Raw genomic sequence first — 14637 nt, forward strand, 5'->3', positions numbered from 1 at the left:
CCGCGGTGTCACCCGGCCGCCATCCTCCTACGGACGGGTGATCGTGGAGAGGCCCCGGACGATGCGGTCCACCATCGAGTCGTCGGAGGTCTGCGGCGAGAGTGACAGCTGCGCGTGCTCGGCGGCGACCAGCTGGCTGAGGGTCTGCGGCATGGCGGCGGCCGGCAGGCTGGAGACCACGGTGTAGGTGACGGACGGCGAATCGAGGACGACCTGCCACGGCTCATCCGAGCGTACCCAGACGTCCCGCTCGGCACCGCCGATGTGGTCGAACCCGTCGGCCGTCACCGTATTGCCCGTCATCGCGTTGACAGGCGCAGTGTCTGCCTCGCGGCCCTCGTCGACCTTCCTCTGCTCGTACACGGTGACCGTGTCGCCGTCGTTCTCGAGGACTAGTTCCAGCGTCGGCATGCCCCCGACCGTGATGCCTTCGGCGCCCTTCAGCGTGAAACCCAGGGACTCGAGCTCGGGACAGTACCAGCCGCCGGCCCGGAGCGTCTCCAGCTGGTCGTCGTCGAGGTTGGTGGGTGTTCGCGGTGCCACGGACTCCCACCCGGCACGCAGGGCTGTCGCTCCGGTCGCAGCTTCGACCGTGACTGATGCGGACTCGGTCCCGACGACGTAGGCGCTCGCGAGGACGGCGGTCGCGGCGACGGCGGATCCGCCGACCGCGGCGATGACCGTGTGCCGCCGCCGGTGCGTGCTCGTCCGTTCATGGTGCTCGCGCACGAACGCCGCACTGGAGCCCGTACGGAACCCCGTCGGGCGAGGAACACTCCCCGGCGCCGGCGAGAGCAGCCGTCGCTGGAACTCGGGATCGGGCTCAGGGTTCCGTAGACCGAGCAATGCGCTCTTGAATCCCCGCAGGCGCGCTACCGAGATTGAACAGGCCGAACACTGGGACACGTGGCGCTCGACGGCCATGCGCCGCCGGTCGGACAACTCACCGTCCACGAGATCCTGCAGGGAGCGATGGGGGTGCCGCATCGGTCCTAACCCAGACCGGCGATCCGTGGGACCGCCAGGGCCGCTCCGTTGCCGCCCGATCGACGAGGATCACGATGCGCGAGCTTCTCCCGGAGCATCGTCCGCCCGCGGTGGATGCGGGAGCGGACCGTTCCGAGCTTGACGCCCAGCACCTGGGCCACCTCGTCGTAGGCGAGGCCCTCGAGGTCGCAGAGCACGACGGCGGCGCGGAAGTCCGGCGGCAGTTCCTCCAGCGCGGACTGCACATCGATGTCCAGGTTGTTGAACTCGAAGCTGCGCTCCGGGCCAGGGTGCCCGCTCGGCAGGCGACTCTCGGCCTCATCCGTGAGGCCATCGAAGCGGATGCGCGTCTTCCGCCGGGCCTGGTCGAGGAAGAGGTTGGTGGTGATGCGGTGCAGCCAGCCGTCCAGCGTTCCCGGTTTGAAGTTGGCGAGCGACCTGAAGACCCTCACGAAGACCTCCTGCGTGAGGTCCTCGGCGTCGAACTTGTTGCCCGTGAGCCGGTAGGCCAACCGGTACACCTTCGGCGAATAGTTGGTGACGACCTCTTCCCAGGAGGGCGCTACCCAGGGGTTCCCGTGCTCGTCGAGGATCGGTGCGTCCGCTCCTGGAACAGCCTGCACGGCGTTCTGTGCCGCTTTCACGCTAGACATCATCTACCCCTTCTTGCAGCAAACCCTCAACGGATACTTCAGACGGCCCGCAGGCCGAGTGTTCTAGTACCAAGGGTTCGGGACAGCTCTCCTGCTGGATGCCCCGAGCGAAGAGTCTTTCGCATCAAGCTGGGAAGAAGCTGGCAGCATCAACCGTGTTGCGTCCCGCCTCGGGCGCCTCCGTCGACTACCCTGTCAGCCCTTTCAGGACCGCCAGAAGCCCCACCACGGCGCGTGTCACCGCATGGCAGGGCCGGCGCGGCGGGCAGTAGTGTTGGGGCAGGGCTCCCGCCTCCCGACTATCGCAGCGACCCACAGAACGGACGTCCATGGCCGCCGACAAACACAGCAGCTGGTCCTACACGGAAGGCCTCCCCGAGGAGGACGACATCCTGCTCCGGGCACGGGACCGCTCGCATGAACTCGGCGTCACCCCTGTGACCCCTGCCGTCGGCGCAGCCCTGACGGTGCTGGCTTCCGCGTCCAAGGCGACGACGGCGGTGGAGGTAGGAGCAGGAGCGGGAATCTCGGGTGTCTGCCTGTTGAGGGGCCTCGGACGGAACGCCGTGCTCACGACCATCGACTCCGACGTGGACCACCTGCGGGCAGCCCGGGAGGCGTACGCCGAGGCAGGCATCCCCTCCAACCGCACGCGCACCATCTCGGGACGCGCCGCCGATGTGCTGCCGCGACTGACCGATGCCGCCTACGACCTGGTGTTCATCGACGCGGACAAGCCCGGGCTGCCGGCCTACGTCGAGCAGGCCACCCGCCTGCTGAAGGGCGGGGGCATCATGATCATCAACGACGCCCTCGACCAGGACAGGGTTGCGGAACCTGCTGTACGGGAGCAGTCGACCAATACCCTGAGGCAGGTCGGCAGGATGATCCGGGACGACGAGTCGCTGGTGTCTGCACTCCTGCCGACCGGCACCGGGCTTCTCCTGGCCGTCAAGCAACGCCCCTGACCGCGTTCTTCGGCGGAGGCGGCCCGGCGGTGCCAGGCGACCGGGCGAGGAACTGCGCGACTAATCGCGCGATGGCGAGCGCCGACGACTGCTCGTTCGTATCAGCCGGTGCGAACGCCCGGGGCTCCCGAAGGCTCGCGCCTAGTTAGTAACGGTGAGCAGGCAGTCCTTGAGCTTGCCGGCTTCCTCGGCGTTGAGCTCCACGACGAGGCGTCCGCCGCCGTCGATCGGCACGCGCATGATGAGGCTGCGCCCCTCCTTGGTGACTTCCATCGGTCCATCGCCGGTACGCGGTTTCATGGCAGCCATGGGGAGTGTCCCTTTCGACAGGGCGCAACCGCGATCAGCGGCAGCGCGACAGTAAACGGTGCTCCGCGCCGGCGCCTGTTGAAAGGTCCGGCTGTGCACGTCATCACCTTCATTATTCAGCACAAGGCCTGCACCTGCTAATTCAGGTGCGGCGTGAATCACACTCAGGGTGGATAATCCCCGTCCGGTCCGGACGGGCTCCACGCCCACAGCCAGTCCACCCACAGGAACTGGAGCACGACCGAGACCGGCAGGAGCAACCAGAGCGCGCGGGCCCCGGCGGCGTTCGCGAGGGCAAGGGCCAGGGGGAACAGCGGGAGCAGGATGCGCCACGTGCTCGATTGCGGGTCCCAGAACGCCGCCAGGTACAGGAGGTACCCGGCGCACCAGTAGACCTGGACGGGCCCCAGCGAACGCACCGCGGGCGCGAGGAGGAGGACGGCGGCGCCCACCAGGAGCGCTACCACGACCAGCGCTGCGGCGGCGGGCCCGAGCACCGAGGCCGGTGCCTCGAACCAGGGCAGGAAGGGAGCGAGGGCTTCCCCCCGCCATGCGGTCTCGGTCGCGACGTAGGCGTCGCGCTGCCCCGTCACGGCCCAGGCGATGAGGGGCCAGGCAACAGCGCCGATCGATGAGACCACGCCCAGGAGGAACAGGGGCACCAGGGGCACCCCCGCCGGGTCGCCCCCACCCTGTGGCACGCTCCGGTGCCGCCAGGACGACATCCTCTTCCTCCGGGCCCAGAGTGCATGGAGGAAGAGGGCCCCCACCATGATCGCGAAGGGGACACCGGCAGGGCGCGCGAGGCACATGAGAAGGACGACGGGCATTGCCGCGTTGTACCGGTTCGTCGAGACCAGGTAGAGCGCCCCGGCAAGCAGCAGCAGGTGCACGGATTCGGCGTACGGCACCTGAAGGATGGCGGACACGGGCGCGAAGGACACGACGGCGACGCCGGCGAGGGCCGTGCGGTGCTCCGCGCGCAGACGGAACAACCGGTAGACCACCAGCGATGCACCCGCGGCGGCCGCGACCGCCACCAAAGGCGCGAGGACCCCCCATCCGAGCCCGGTGACGACGTGGAGCAGGCGGACCAGCCCGGGAAAGAGGGGGTAGAAGGCCCACTGGTTGTGGCTGACCTCGCCCAGCGCGTCCCGCGGCAGTTCGGTGGGATAGCCCTCCCGGAAGATGCGCTCGTACCAACCGCTGTCCCAGTAGTTGATGAAGGTGCCGTAGGCGGGAGCGGGGCCGGACCACGGGCTGGCGCCCTGCCGTGCGGCGGCGACGAGCAGCAGGACGGTGGACACCAGGCGCCCGGCAACGAAGACCGCGAGGACCTGCAACGACCAGTGGACCGACACCGGGCGCGTCCTACCCGTGGCGGCGGAGCCGGTACGGCTCACCGGGCAGCTTCAGGAACGGTGGCGCGTGCGACGTCGAGCCGGACCCAGCAGTCGCGGAGATGGTCGTTGACGTAGCCCGTGGCCTGCAGCATCGCATACGCCGTCGTCGGGCCGACGAACCGGAACCCGCACGTCTTGAGCTCACGGGCAAGGGCAGTGCTCCCGGGCGTGGTGGCGGGCACGTCCGAGAGGTTCACGGGCGGGGGCCCGTCAGTGGATCGATAGCGCGCGAGGATCGACCCGAGGGTCACGTCGTCGGGCAGGGCGAGCAGCGCTCCCGCGTTGGCGATCACCGCCTCGATCTTCCGGCGGTTCCTGACGATCCCGGCGTCTGCCATCAGTCGCTCCACGTCCCCGGCGCCGAATGCCGCGACCGTCAGGGGGTCGAACCCGGCGAAGGCACGACGGAACGCCTCACGCTTGCGCAGGATGGTGATCCAGCTCAGGCCGGACTGGAACGCTTCGAGGCTCAACCTCTCAAACAGTGCTGCCTCGCCGTGCACGGGTCGGCCCCACTCCTCGTCGTGGTAGCGCTCGTACTCGGTGGACGAGGTTGCCCAGCCGCACCTCGGTCGGCCGTCGGAGCCCGGGACCGCACCGTTCATCTGTCGGTGTCCCTTCCTGCCAGCCGGGAGCGCAGCTCCCTGATCACGGCGTCGCGCTGCTCGATAGCGGCCGCAAGCCGGTCCAGTACCTCGTCCACCTGGTCCATCCGGTAGCCGCGTAGCCCGAGGCCGAACCGCACGGCGTCGACGTCCCGGGCCGAGGGAGGATCGGGCAGGAGGACGGGCGGGAGGGAGGCTACGGGCTCCACGAGGCCGAGGCTCAGGGACGGCCCAGAGTGCCCATCGGCCGGTTCATCGGTGGTTCCCGGAGCTCTCCCGATCCGATCCGAGGATCCTGATCCGCTCCCGAGTCGCTGGAGTGGCGCCGGCAGCGCGCGCCCGGATGCAAGCAGCGCGGTTCCCCCGACCAGCAGGATGGCGAGGATCACCAGGAAGATAGTCACACGGCAATGGTGCCAGAGTCGTCCCGGCGCACCGCTCAGGAAGCGTGCTCGTGACCCGCGGAGGCCGCCACGATCCGCACCGCTTCCTCGGCGGTGTCCACGAGCTGCAGCAGCGACAGGTCCTTGGCCGAGATGGTGCCCTCCGCGAGCAGGGTGCCCTCGATCCAGTCCAGGAGCGGTCGCCAGTAGTCGACGCCGATGAGCACGATGGGAAAGGAGGTCACCTTGCCGGTCTGCACCAGTGTCATCGCCTCGAAGAGTTCGTCGAGGGTTCCGAAGCCGCCCGGCAACACGACGAAACCGCTGGCGTACTTCACGAACATGGTCTTGCGGGCGAAGAAGTACCGGAAGTTGATGCCGAGGTCCACCCACTCGTTCATGCCCTGCTCGAACGGCAGCTCGATGCCGAGTCCCACAGAGGTCCCGCCCGCCTCGCAGGCACCTTTGTTGGCAGCCTCCATGGCTCCCGGTCCTCCTCCGGTGATGACGGCGTAGCCGGCTTCGACGAGCCGGCGGCCCACCTCCTCACCTATGGCGTAGAAGGAGGAATCCCGGGCCGTCCGGGCCGACCCGAAGACACTGATGGCGGGACCGAGGTCGGCCAGGGTTCCGAAGCCCTCCACGAACTCACTCTGGATACGCAGCACGCGCCACGGATCGGTGCGGACGAATCCGCCCGTATCGTCGGCATCGAGCAGCATGTTGTCCGACTGCGGGGTCGCGGCCTGGCTACGCCTCAGCTCGACCGATCCCCTGCGCCGGGCCGGCTGTCCCGCTGCGGTCCTGGTCGGGCGGTCGCCGCCCGTGCCGTTCGCACTGCCCGCGGGAAGCCGATCGGAGCCCGCGGGGACGTCGTCGTGCGTGGTGGAGGGCCGGACATCGTCGTTGGCCGCCGGGTGCTGGGAGGGAGACATCCACCTAGGCTAACCAACCGGGCGCGCCGCGGGGATCTTTGATTGCTCTTGAATCACAATCCCCGCCATTCCGCTGCTTCGTATTGCTGGGAAGGAATAGTTCGCTACATTTCTCCCATGACCAGTGAACCGCAACCGACTACGCCCGCGTCCTCGGGAAGCCCTCTCGTCTCGCTCAGGAACGTGAACAAGCACTTCGGGGACCTGCACGTCCTCCGCAACATCAATCTCGATGTAGCCCGCGGCGAGGTCGTAGTCGTGATCGGCCCGTCCGGCTCCGGCAAGTCGACCCTCTGCCGTGCGATCAATCGCCTCGAGACGATCGACGACGGCGAGATCACCATCGACGGCAAGGTGCTCCCCGCAGAGGGCAAGGCGCTGGCGAAACTCCGGGCCGACGTCGGCATGGTGTTCCAGTCCTTCAATCTCTTCGCGCACAAGTCCATCCTCGAGAACGTGACGCTCGGACCGATCAAGGTGCGGGGCATGAAGGGCGGCGAGGCCAAGGATCTCGCGATGTCCCTGCTCAAGCGCGTCGGGGTCGACAACCAGGCGCAGAAGCTCCCCGCCCAGCTGTCCGGCGGCCAGCAGCAGCGCGTGGCCATCGCCCGCGCCCTCGCCATGAAGCCCAAGGTCATGCTGTTCGACGAGCCCACGTCCGCTCTCGACCCGGAGATGATCAACGAGGTCCTCGATGCCATGGTGTCCCTCGCCAAGGAGGGCATGACCATGATCGTGGTGACCCACGAGATGGGCTTCGCCCGCAGGGCCGCCGACCGCGTGATCTTCATGGCCGACGGCCAGATCATGGAGCAGGCCACGCCCGAGGAGTTCTTCGACAACCCGAAGAGCGACCGCGCCAAGGACTTCCTCGGCAAGATCCTCTCGCACTGACCCCCACTCATCACCAGCACCCATCAGGCCCTCGAAGGCCGCAACACAAGGAGAACCCATGCAGAAGACCCGATACGCAGCAGCCGCGGTGGCCGCGGTGGCCGCACTGACACTGTCCGCCTGTGGCGGCGGCGACAGCGCCGAAGGAGAGAGCGGTGGCGAGGCCGGCGGTGAGACCGTCCGCATCGGTATCAAGTTCGATCAGCCCGGGCTCGGTTTCGACGAGGGCGGCTCCTACTCGGGCTTCGACGTCGACGTCGCGAAGTACGTCGCGGGCGAACTCGGCTTCAGCGAGGACCAGATCGAGTTCGTGGAGGCCCCCTCCGCCAACCGCGAGAACCTGCTGTCCAACAACCAGGTGGACATGATCTTCGCGACCTACTCCATCACGGACACCCGCAAGGAGACGGTCGATTTCGCCGGACCGTACTTCGTAGCAGGCCAGGACCTCCTCGTCCCCACCGACAGCGACATCGCGGGTCCCGAGGACCTCGAGGGCAAGAACCTCTGCTCGGTGACCGGCTCCACCTCGGCCCAGAAGATCAAGGACCAGTACCCGGGCGTGCAGCTCGTCGAGCAGCCGGGCTACGCCGAGTGCGTCACCGCGATGGGCGGCGGCCAGATCGACGCCGTCACCACCGATGACATCATCCTCGCCGGCCTGGCCGCGCAGGAGTCCAACGCAGGCAAGTTCAAGGTCGTCGGCAACACGTTCTCCGAGGAGAACTACGGCGTCGGACTGCCGAAGGGCAGCACCGAGCGTTGCGAGCAGATCAACGAGGCCATCACCAAGATGATCGACGACGGTGCATGGGAAGAGGCGATCACCAAGAACACCGAAGGTGCCGACTACACCTTCAACGCGGAGCTCAACCCGCCCACCCCCGCACCCTGCGCCTAGCATCGCTTCCATTGGTGGGGTGGTCCGCACGGACCACCCCACCAATGCCATGTTCCCCACCACGAAAGAGGTGAACCGTGGAGAACTACCTGTCTCTGTTCGAGACGTACAACGTGCCCGCGGCCTTCTGGGTCAACATCCAGCTGTCCTTCTGGGCAGCCATCATCGCCCTGGTCATCGGCACGGTGCTGGCACTGTTCCGCATCTCCCCGATCGCGAGCCTGCAGTGGTTCGGCGCGGCATACGTCAACATCTTCCGCAACACGCCCCTGACGATCATCCTCGCGTTCGGTTTCCTCGGTCTGTTCTCCGTCATGCAGATCAGTCTCGCGGCCGACCTGAACGTCAGCCTCTTCCGGATCGCGATCGTCGGGCTGGCGCTCTACCACGCGGCCTTCGTGTGCGAGGCGATCCGCAGCGGCGTCAACACCGTCCCGCTCGGCCAGGCGGAAGCGGCCCGGGCCATAGGCCTGAGCTTCCTCCCGGCAGCGCGCCTCATCATCCTGCCGCAGGCCTTCCGCGGAGCCATCGCACCGCTCGGCAACGTGCTGATCGCCCTCATCAAGAACTCGACGGTGGCCGCCGCGGGCTCCGTCGCCGCCGAGTCGTCGAGCCTCATGAAGACCATGATCGAGTTCCGCTCTGACCTCGTGATCCCGATCTTCCTCACCTTCGCCCTGGGCTTCGTGGTCCTGGTGATCCCCATCGGGCTCCTCACCACCTGGGCCTCACGGAAACTGGCGGTGGCACGATGAGCGCGCAGCAGGTCCTCTTCGATGCGCCCGGCCCCCGCGCCCGGCGCATCATCCTCATCGGCAACATCATCGGTGTGCTGATCGTCCTCGCGATCGTCGCCTGGATCATCTCGGCTCTGGCGGACAAGGGCCAGTTCGCCGGCAGCATGTGGGCCCCCTTCCTGGAGTCGCGGACCTGGGAGTTCTTCATCCTGCCCGGACTGCTCAACACGCTGAAGGCCGCCGGCATCTCGATCGTGACGTCGGTCCTGTTCGGACTGGTCTTCGGCGTCGGTCGCCTGTCGCACTCCGCCCCCATCCGCTGGGTAGCGGGCGTCGTCGTCGAATTCCTCCGCGCCGTGCCCGTGCTGCTGATGATGATCTTCTTCTGGCTGGCGCTCGGCAGCTCCGGGTCGGTCAAACCCCAGGATGCACCGCTCATCGCGGTGGTCGTCGCCCTGACGCTCTACAACGGGTCGGTCATCGCCGAACTCGTGCGCTCCGGCGTGCACGGGCTGCCCAAGGGCCAGCGCGAGGCGGGGATGGCCATCGGCCTGACGAGGAACCAGTCACTGCGGAACGTCGAGGTGCCGCAGGCGCTGATCGCGATGCTTCCTGCCCTGATCAGCCAGTTCGTGGTGATCCTCAAGGACTCCGCGCTCGGCTTCATCATCACCTACCCTGAGCTGCTGCAGTACACGCGCCGCCTCGGGGTCGGGGAGGGCAACGTGATCCCGTCCCTGTTCGTGGCTGCGGCGATCTTCATCATCATCAATTTCGCCCTGTCGACGCTCGCCACGCGGCTCTCCGTCCTGCTGAGTTTCAGGACGAAGGCGAAACCTGCAGCGAAGGGGTCCATCGTCATGGACGCCGCGTCGACCTGATCCACGCATAACGCAGGTACGGCACGACGACGAAGGGCCCGGCAGCCGCCGGGCCCTTCGTCGTTCCGCCTTCGTCGTTTCGCCTTCGTCGTCTCCCGTGGTGCCGGCCGCTCGTGCCGGCCGGTGCCGGCGTCGACCCGGCCGTCACAGCTGCGAGGTCACGACAACCAGGTGACCATGGCCTGAAGGCACGCCCGTACGGCGCCGGCATGCACGTGCTCGTCGTCCGTGTGTGCGAGGAGCGGATCGCCCGGGCCGAAGTTGACCGCGGGCACGCCGAGGGCGCTGAAGCGCGCAACGTCCGTCCAGCCGTATTTCGGTTTGGGCTCGGCGCCCACAGCGGCGACGAAGGCGGCCGCTGCAGGGTGGTGCAGCCCCGGCCGGGCTCCGGCAGCAGCGTCCGTGCGCTCGACCGCGAAACCCTCGAGCAGCGCACGGACGTGCTCCTCGGCCTGCTCGGGAGACTTGTCCGGTGCGAAACGGTAGTTCACCTCGATGACCGTGCCGTCCGGGATCACGTTGCCGGCCGTACCGCCCGAGATCCTCACCGCGTTGAGGCTCTCCCGGTAGTCGAGGCCATCAACGTGAACGGTGGCGGGCTCGTGGTCGCGCAGCCGCACCAGCACCTCGGCGGCGCCGTGGATCGCGTTGACACCCATCCAGGCGCGGGCGGAGTGGGCGGCCTTGCCGGCTGTCCGCACCTCGAACCGGGCGGTTCCGTTGCAGCCGCCCTCGACCGTACCGTCCGTCGGTTCCAGGAGGACCGCGAAATCGGCCCTCAGCCACTCCGGCTGGGAGCGTGCAACCCGCCCGAGGCCACTGAGGGACGCTTCCACCTCCTCGTGATCGTAGAAGATGAAGGTGATGTCGCGCGTGGGCTCGGTCAAGGCCGCGGCAAGTGCCAGCTGCACGGCCACCCCGCCCTTCATGTCGGTGGCACCCCGGCCGAACAGGGTCTCCCCCTCCCACGACGACGGCACGGTCCCGCGGGATCCGGGAACACCCGGCAGCGGCACCGTGTCGATGTGTCCCGCGAGGATGACCCTCTCGGAACGCCCGAGATGCGTCCTCGCCATGACGCAGTCGCCGTCGCGGATGACCTCGAGGTGTTCCAGCGGACGCAGCGCACGTTCGATGGCGTCGGCGATGCCCACCTCGTTCCCGGAGACGCTCTCGACGTCGATCAGTCGGGCGGTCAGGTGGGCGACGTCGGAGGTGAGATCGAGCTCCAGCGGGGGTGTCTGAATCATGCTGCAACACTATCCCTCGGTAGACTGCTGCCCATGACTTCTCACCTGCCCAGCTCATCCCTGCCCGCCTCCCAGCGCGTCGCCGGCGGTACCGGCCTCGCCACCGTGGCTGCGGACGGCGTCGTCCTGGACACCTGGTTCCCCGCGCCGTGGCTCGGGGAGGACACGCTGGGCGACGGCGGGAAGCAGGAGCTGCGCGACACCCTCGTGGCCCTCGCCCAGCAGGGAGTGGACAACGCGCGGAAGGTCACGCAGCGTGTCGTGGACGTCGAGCTGGACCTCGACGCCGCCCCGGCGGGCACCGAGGATGCCTACCTCAGGCTCCACCTCCTCTCCCACCGGCTCGTGCAGCCCAACACGATCAACCTCGACGGCGTCTTCGGGCTCCTTGCCAACGTCGTCTGGACGAATCACGGTCCGGCGGCCGTGCAGGGCTTCGAGACCGTTCGGGCGGCCCTCCGGGCACGCGGGCCCGTCGCCGTCTATGGGGTGGACAAGTTCCCCCGCATGGTGGACTACGTCGTACCGACCGGCGTGCGGATCGCGGACGCCGACCGCGTGCGCCTCGGAGCGCACCTGGCCGACGGCACCACGGTCATGCACGAGGGATTCGTGAACTTCAACGCGGGAACGCTCGGTCACTCGATGGTCGAGGGCCGCATCTCGGCGGGCGTCGTCGTCGGCGACGGCTCTGATGTCGGTGGTGGCGCCTCGATCATGGGCACCCTCTCCGGCGGCGGGAAAGAGCGCATCACGATCGGCGAGCGCTGCCTGCTGGGAGCCGAATCGGGCGTGGGCATCTCCCTCGGGAACGATTGCGTCGTCGAGGCGGGCCTGTACCTGACGGCGGGAACGAAGGTGACGCTGCAGGACGGCACGCTCGTCAAGGCAAAGGACCTCTCCGGCGAGCACGGCATCCTGTTCCTGCGCAATTCCGTCACGGGAGCGGTCGAGGCCCGCCCGCGCACCGGCGAGGGCATCGCGCTCAATCCGGCCCTGCACGCCAATTAGGGCATGACCCGGTACCCGCCCTCCGCTGCCGTTCGCCGTCGTCGCCGACGGCTACGCAGCGCAGCCATGCTCACGGCACTCGCGGCCGTCGTCGTCGGCGGGGCCGTGGTCGCCGTTCACCAGCTCGAGGACAGCGAGGTCCTGGTCCGGGAGCGCTGCAGCGCCACCGTGGGCTCGGACACCTTCGAACTCACGCCCACCCAGGCCGGGAACGCGGCTCTCATCTCCGGCGTGGCCGTCAGCCGCGGCCTTCCCGCGCGGGCTGCCTCGATAGCCATCGCGACCGCCATCCAGGAGTCGCGGCTCGAGAACATCGACTACGGCGACGACGCCGGGCCGGATTCCCGCGGCCTGTTCCAGCAGCGCCCCTCGCAGGGTTGGGGCACGGAGGAGCAGGTCATGGCACCGCTCTACGCCACCGGCGCGTTCTACGACGCGCTCGTGCAGGTACCGGGCTACGAGGCCCTGCCCATCACCGAGGCGGCCCAGACCGTGCAGCGGTCGGCCTACCCAGAGGCGTACGCGGATCACGAGCCGGAGGGCCGTGCGTTCGCCTCTGCCCTGACGGGAAACTCCCCTGCGGCACTCAACTGCACGCTGCGCGAACCGGACGGGTCCGGGGACGTCCTGGCGGTCTCATCCGCCCTGGACGAAGTGTTCGGACCGCTCGGTGGCGTGGCCGACGGCCACCGCCTGACGATGCAGGTCACCGGCACCACGGGGTGGGCGGCCGCTCAATGGGCGGTGGCCAATGCCTCGACCCACCACATCACGTCGGTGGCCTACTCGGGCCTCGAGTGGGTGCGGGAGGACGACGGCTGGACGCCGACGACGTCCGCCGACGGCACGCTCACTGTCACTGTCGCAGCAGCCACGCCCTGAGGACGATGCCCGCAGAGGGCCGCAGCGGTGCCGTGGAAGCCCGAACGGGCCTCAGGCCAGCATCCTGACCACGGGCTCCACGTAGCTCCGGAAGGAGCGCTCGTCGTCGAACAGTTCCTGACACATGAGGAGCTTGTCCGGTTCCACCCACCACGCGCGGTGGACGCCCAGCGGCAGCTCGATGACCTCGAGGGTGAAGCGCCGCGCCGCGCGGCCGAGTTCCAGTTCACGTTCATGCACCATCCGCGCCAGCAGGTACTCGACGGTCTCCACCCCGCGGGCACCGACGTGCAGCGCATACTCGGCACACCGTTCCTCCGCCCACTGCATTGCCGCGCCGACGTGCGCCCTCAGCAGCGCCTTCAGCGCATCCATCCCGTCGAGGGCCTCGAACAGCGGGGGCATGGGCAGCACGGCGTCGCTGATGCGGTGCCGTAGGAGCCCGTGCCACCATGCGTCCCACTCGACCCTCAGTGCGGCCGGACCCCCCACGGGTCCGGTGAGGCGCCGGGTGTCGACGACCCGCACCGGAGGGATGACCGGCGGGAGCGCCGGGCGCCCCACCCCCCGCAGCCCCGCACAATCGCGCAGGTAGAGCGCCACGAGGAGGACCTCGGACGTGTCCACCGTGAAATGTGCGCCGTAGCCGGGCTCGGAGTACGACATGGGCCTCCTTCGGACCACTCAGGCTGCTCCTACAGTAATCCCCGGGCGGGCTCCGCTCCAGAGCCGCGCCGCCGCCGCAGGAGCGTCGGAGGAGCGCAGGCAGGACACCGACCTAGGATGGAGGAATGAGAATCCTCGTTACCGGTGGAAGCGGCTATATCGGCTCGCACACCGTCCTGACCCTCCTCGACCACGGCCATGACGTCGTCGTGGTCGACAATCTCCTGAACTCCACGCGGACCTCGCTCGAGCGCGTCGCCGCTCTTGCCGGCCGCACCCCGACGTTCCACCAGGCGGACCTCCTCGACGAGCCACGCCTGCGGGCAATCTTCGCGGAGGAGCAGGTGGACGCCGTCATCCATTTCGCGGGACTTAAGGCAGTGGGCGAGTCGGTCGAGAAGCCGCTGTATTACTACCACAACAATGTGGGCGGCACGTTGAACCTGCTGCGCGTGATGGATGACGCCGGCGTCCGAACCCTCGTCTTCAGCTCTTCCGCGACGGTGTACGGCGCTTCGGAGGAGGTGCCGCTGACCGAGAAGCTACCGCTGGATGCCACCAACCCGTACGGACGCACCAAGGAGCAGATCGAGGACATCCTCTCCGATCTCGGAGCAGCGGACGGCCGCTGGAACATCGCGCTGCTGCGGTACTTCAACCCGGTGGGCGCGCACGCCTCGGGCACGATCGGCGAGGACCCGACCGGTATCCCCAACAACCTCCTGCCCTTCGTGGCGCAGGTCGCGGTGGGCCGGCGCGAGAAGGTCTTGGTCTTCGGCAATGACTACCCGACCCCGGACGGCACGGGCGTCCGCGACTACATCCACGTCGTCGATCTCGCCGAGGGTCACCTCGCCGCTCTCGACTACCTCGTGTCGCATGGCGGCGTGCACACCTGGAACCTGGGCACCGGGAACGGCTCCTCGGTCCTCGAGGTCCTCTCCGCGTTCTCCGCCGCCGTCGGCCGCGACATTCCCTACGAGTTCGCGCCCCGCCGTCCAGGAGATGCCGCGGTGAGTTACGCCGATCCGTCGTCGGCCCTCGCCGACCTCGGCTGGTCAGCGACACGCACTCTCGCCGAGATGTGCGAGGACCACTGGCGCTGGCAGAAGAACAACCCGCAGGGCTACGCGAAGGCTACCGGCGAGTAGACGCGCCGGCTCCCGGTAGGT

17 protein-coding genes are annotated in these 14637 nt (G+C 68.4%); 8 read left to right on the forward strand and 9 right to left on the reverse strand.

Annotation, left to right across the window (positions count from 1 at the left end; translation table 11 throughout):
- Nucleotides 1-27 precede the first annotated feature (27 nt).
- Nucleotides 28-987, reverse strand: coding sequence for an anti-sigma factor (locus CXQ96_RS06035; RefSeq protein ID WP_104117132.1), 960 nt, complete (start codon nucleotides 985-987; stop codon nucleotides 28-30).
- Between the two features lie 5 nt (nucleotides 988-992).
- Nucleotides 993-1640: an RNA polymerase sigma factor SigE gene (gene sigE / locus CXQ96_RS06040; RefSeq protein ID WP_258058898.1), complete on the reverse strand. Its 648-nt coding sequence runs from the start codon at nucleotides 1638-1640 to the stop codon at nucleotides 993-995.
- Nucleotides 1641-1969: 329 nt separating this feature from the next.
- Here sigE and CXQ96_RS06045 point away from each other — a divergent pair, with 329 nt between their 5' ends.
- A complete protein-coding gene (locus tag CXQ96_RS06045; protein ID WP_104117133.1) occupies nucleotides 1970-2608 on the forward strand; it encodes an O-methyltransferase in 639 nt (212 codons plus the stop codon).
- A 141-nt stretch (nucleotides 2609-2749) separates the two neighbouring features.
- On the opposite strand, the gene CXQ96_RS06050 is transcribed toward CXQ96_RS06045, so the two are convergent.
- The 5 genes from CXQ96_RS06050 to CXQ96_RS06070 all read right to left on the reverse strand — a co-directional run bounded on the left by CXQ96_RS06050 (nucleotide 2750) and on the right by CXQ96_RS06070 (nucleotide 6243).
- Nucleotides 2750-2917, reverse strand: coding sequence for a DUF3117 domain-containing protein (locus CXQ96_RS06050; RefSeq protein WP_104117134.1), 168 nt, complete (start codon nucleotides 2915-2917; stop codon nucleotides 2750-2752).
- A 164-nt stretch (nucleotides 2918-3081) separates the two neighbouring features.
- A complete protein-coding gene (locus tag CXQ96_RS06055; RefSeq protein WP_104117135.1) occupies nucleotides 3082-4278 on the reverse strand; it encodes a hypothetical protein in 1197 nt (398 codons plus the stop codon).
- Nucleotides 4279-4316: 38 nt separating this feature from the next.
- Nucleotides 4317-4925, reverse strand: a complete 609-nt coding sequence (locus CXQ96_RS06060; RefSeq protein WP_104117136.1) for a DNA-3-methyladenine glycosylase I — start codon at nucleotides 4923-4925, stop codon at nucleotides 4317-4319.
- Entirely contained in the window at nucleotides 4922-5329 is a 408-nt protein-coding gene (locus CXQ96_RS06065; protein WP_104117137.1) for a DivIVA domain-containing protein, read from the reverse strand. The genes CXQ96_RS06060 and CXQ96_RS06065 overlap by 4 nt, the downstream gene beginning before the upstream one ends.
- A gap of 35 nt (nucleotides 5330-5364) precedes the next feature.
- On the reverse strand, nucleotides 5365-6243 hold the full coding sequence (locus tag CXQ96_RS06070; protein WP_104117138.1) for a TIGR00730 family Rossman fold protein: 879 nt from the start codon (nucleotides 6241-6243) through the stop codon (nucleotides 5365-5367).
- A 117-nt stretch (nucleotides 6244-6360) separates the two neighbouring features.
- On the opposite strand from CXQ96_RS06070, the gene CXQ96_RS06075 reads away from it, so the two are divergent.
- From CXQ96_RS06075 to CXQ96_RS06090, 4 genes are all read left to right on the forward strand, one after another.
- Nucleotides 6361-7137: an amino acid ABC transporter ATP-binding protein gene (locus CXQ96_RS06075; protein WP_104117139.1), complete on the forward strand. Its 777-nt coding sequence runs from the start codon at nucleotides 6361-6363 to the stop codon at nucleotides 7135-7137.
- Between the two features lie 58 nt (nucleotides 7138-7195).
- Nucleotides 7196-8038, forward strand: a complete 843-nt coding sequence (locus tag CXQ96_RS06080) for a glutamate ABC transporter substrate-binding protein (RefSeq protein ID WP_104117140.1) — start codon at nucleotides 7196-7198, stop codon at nucleotides 8036-8038.
- A gap of 77 nt (nucleotides 8039-8115) precedes the next feature.
- Nucleotides 8116-8793 (forward strand): amino acid ABC transporter permease, encoded by a 678-nt coding sequence (locus CXQ96_RS06085; protein ID WP_104117141.1) that lies wholly within the window; start codon nucleotides 8116-8118, stop codon nucleotides 8791-8793.
- On the forward strand, nucleotides 8790-9656 hold the full coding sequence (locus CXQ96_RS06090) for an amino acid ABC transporter permease (protein WP_104117142.1): 867 nt from the start codon (nucleotides 8790-8792) through the stop codon (nucleotides 9654-9656). The genes CXQ96_RS06085 and CXQ96_RS06090 overlap by 4 nt, the downstream gene beginning before the upstream one ends.
- 158 nt (nucleotides 9657-9814) lie before the next feature.
- On the opposite strand, the gene dapE is transcribed toward CXQ96_RS06090, so the two are convergent.
- Nucleotides 9815-10906, reverse strand: coding sequence for a succinyl-diaminopimelate desuccinylase (dapE, locus tag CXQ96_RS06095; protein ID WP_104117143.1), 1092 nt, complete (start codon nucleotides 10904-10906; stop codon nucleotides 9815-9817).
- A 33-nt stretch (nucleotides 10907-10939) separates the two neighbouring features.
- On the opposite strand from dapE, the gene dapD reads away from it, so the two are divergent.
- Both dapD and CXQ96_RS06105 read left to right on the forward strand, forming a co-directional pair.
- Nucleotides 10940-11917 (forward strand): 2,3,4,5-tetrahydropyridine-2,6-dicarboxylate N-succinyltransferase, encoded by a 978-nt coding sequence (dapD, locus tag CXQ96_RS06100; RefSeq protein ID WP_104117144.1) that lies wholly within the window; start codon nucleotides 10940-10942, stop codon nucleotides 11915-11917.
- Between the two features lie 3 nt (nucleotides 11918-11920).
- Complete coding sequence (locus CXQ96_RS06105) at nucleotides 11921-12799, forward strand: hypothetical protein (RefSeq protein ID WP_104117145.1); 879 nt, start codon at nucleotides 11921-11923, stop codon at nucleotides 12797-12799.
- 51 nt (nucleotides 12800-12850) lie between these two features.
- On the opposite strand, the gene CXQ96_RS06110 is transcribed toward CXQ96_RS06105, so the two are convergent.
- On the reverse strand, nucleotides 12851-13465 hold the full coding sequence (locus CXQ96_RS06110) for a hypothetical protein (RefSeq protein ID WP_104117146.1): 615 nt from the start codon (nucleotides 13463-13465) through the stop codon (nucleotides 12851-12853).
- A 125-nt stretch (nucleotides 13466-13590) separates the two neighbouring features.
- On the opposite strand from CXQ96_RS06110, the gene galE reads away from it, so the two are divergent.
- A complete protein-coding gene (galE, locus tag CXQ96_RS06115) occupies nucleotides 13591-14616 on the forward strand; it encodes a UDP-glucose 4-epimerase GalE (RefSeq protein WP_104117147.1) in 1026 nt (341 codons plus the stop codon).
- The last annotated feature ends 21 nt before the right edge of the window (nucleotides 14617-14637 follow it).

Source organism: Arthrobacter sp. B1805 (genome assembly GCF_002929745.1).
Taxonomy (GTDB): domain Bacteria; phylum Actinomycetota; class Actinomycetes; order Actinomycetales; family Micrococcaceae; genus Arthrobacter_D.

Bases quoted from the DNA above. Each gene is read 5' to 3' on its own strand.
- CXQ96_RS06075 (WP_104117139.1), top strand. From the start codon at position 6,361: ATGACCAGTGAACCGCAACCGACTACGCCCGCGTCCTCGGGAAGCCCT.
- CXQ96_RS06105 (WP_104117145.1), top strand. From the start codon at position 11,921: ATGACCCGGTACCCGCCCTCCGCTGCCGTTCGCCGTCGTCGCCGACGG.
- CXQ96_RS06060 (WP_104117136.1), bottom strand. From the start codon at position 4,925: ATGAACGGTGCGGTCCCGGGCTCCGACGGCCGACCGAGGTGCGGCTGG.
- galE (WP_104117147.1), top strand. From the start codon at position 13,591: ATGAGAATCCTCGTTACCGGTGGAAGCGGCTATATCGGCTCGCACACC.
- sigE (WP_258058898.1), bottom strand. From the start codon at position 1,640: ATGTCTAGCGTGAAAGCGGCACAGAACGCCGTGCAGGCTGTTCCAGGA.
- CXQ96_RS06090 (WP_104117142.1), top strand. From the start codon at position 8,790: ATGAGCGCGCAGCAGGTCCTCTTCGATGCGCCCGGCCCCCGCGCCCGG.
- CXQ96_RS06070 (WP_104117138.1), bottom strand. From the start codon at position 6,243: ATGTCTCCCTCCCAGCACCCGGCGGCCAACGACGATGTCCGGCCCTCC.
- CXQ96_RS06050 (WP_104117134.1), bottom strand. From the start codon at position 2,917: ATGGCTGCCATGAAACCGCGTACCGGCGATGGACCGATGGAAGTCACC.
- CXQ96_RS06045 (WP_104117133.1), top strand. From the start codon at position 1,970: ATGGCCGCCGACAAACACAGCAGCTGGTCCTACACGGAAGGCCTCCCC.
- CXQ96_RS06035 (WP_104117132.1), bottom strand. From the start codon at position 987: ATGCGGCACCCCCATCGCTCCCTGCAGGATCTCGTGGACGGTGAGTTG.
- dapD (WP_104117144.1), top strand. From the start codon at position 10,940: ATGACTTCTCACCTGCCCAGCTCATCCCTGCCCGCCTCCCAGCGCGTC.
- dapE (WP_104117143.1), bottom strand. From the start codon at position 10,906: ATGATTCAGACACCCCCGCTGGAGCTCGATCTCACCTCCGACGTCGCC.
- CXQ96_RS06110 (WP_104117146.1), bottom strand. From the start codon at position 13,465: ATGTCGTACTCCGAGCCCGGCTACGGCGCACATTTCACGGTGGACACG.
- CXQ96_RS06080 (WP_104117140.1), top strand. From the start codon at position 7,196: ATGCAGAAGACCCGATACGCAGCAGCCGCGGTGGCCGCGGTGGCCGCA.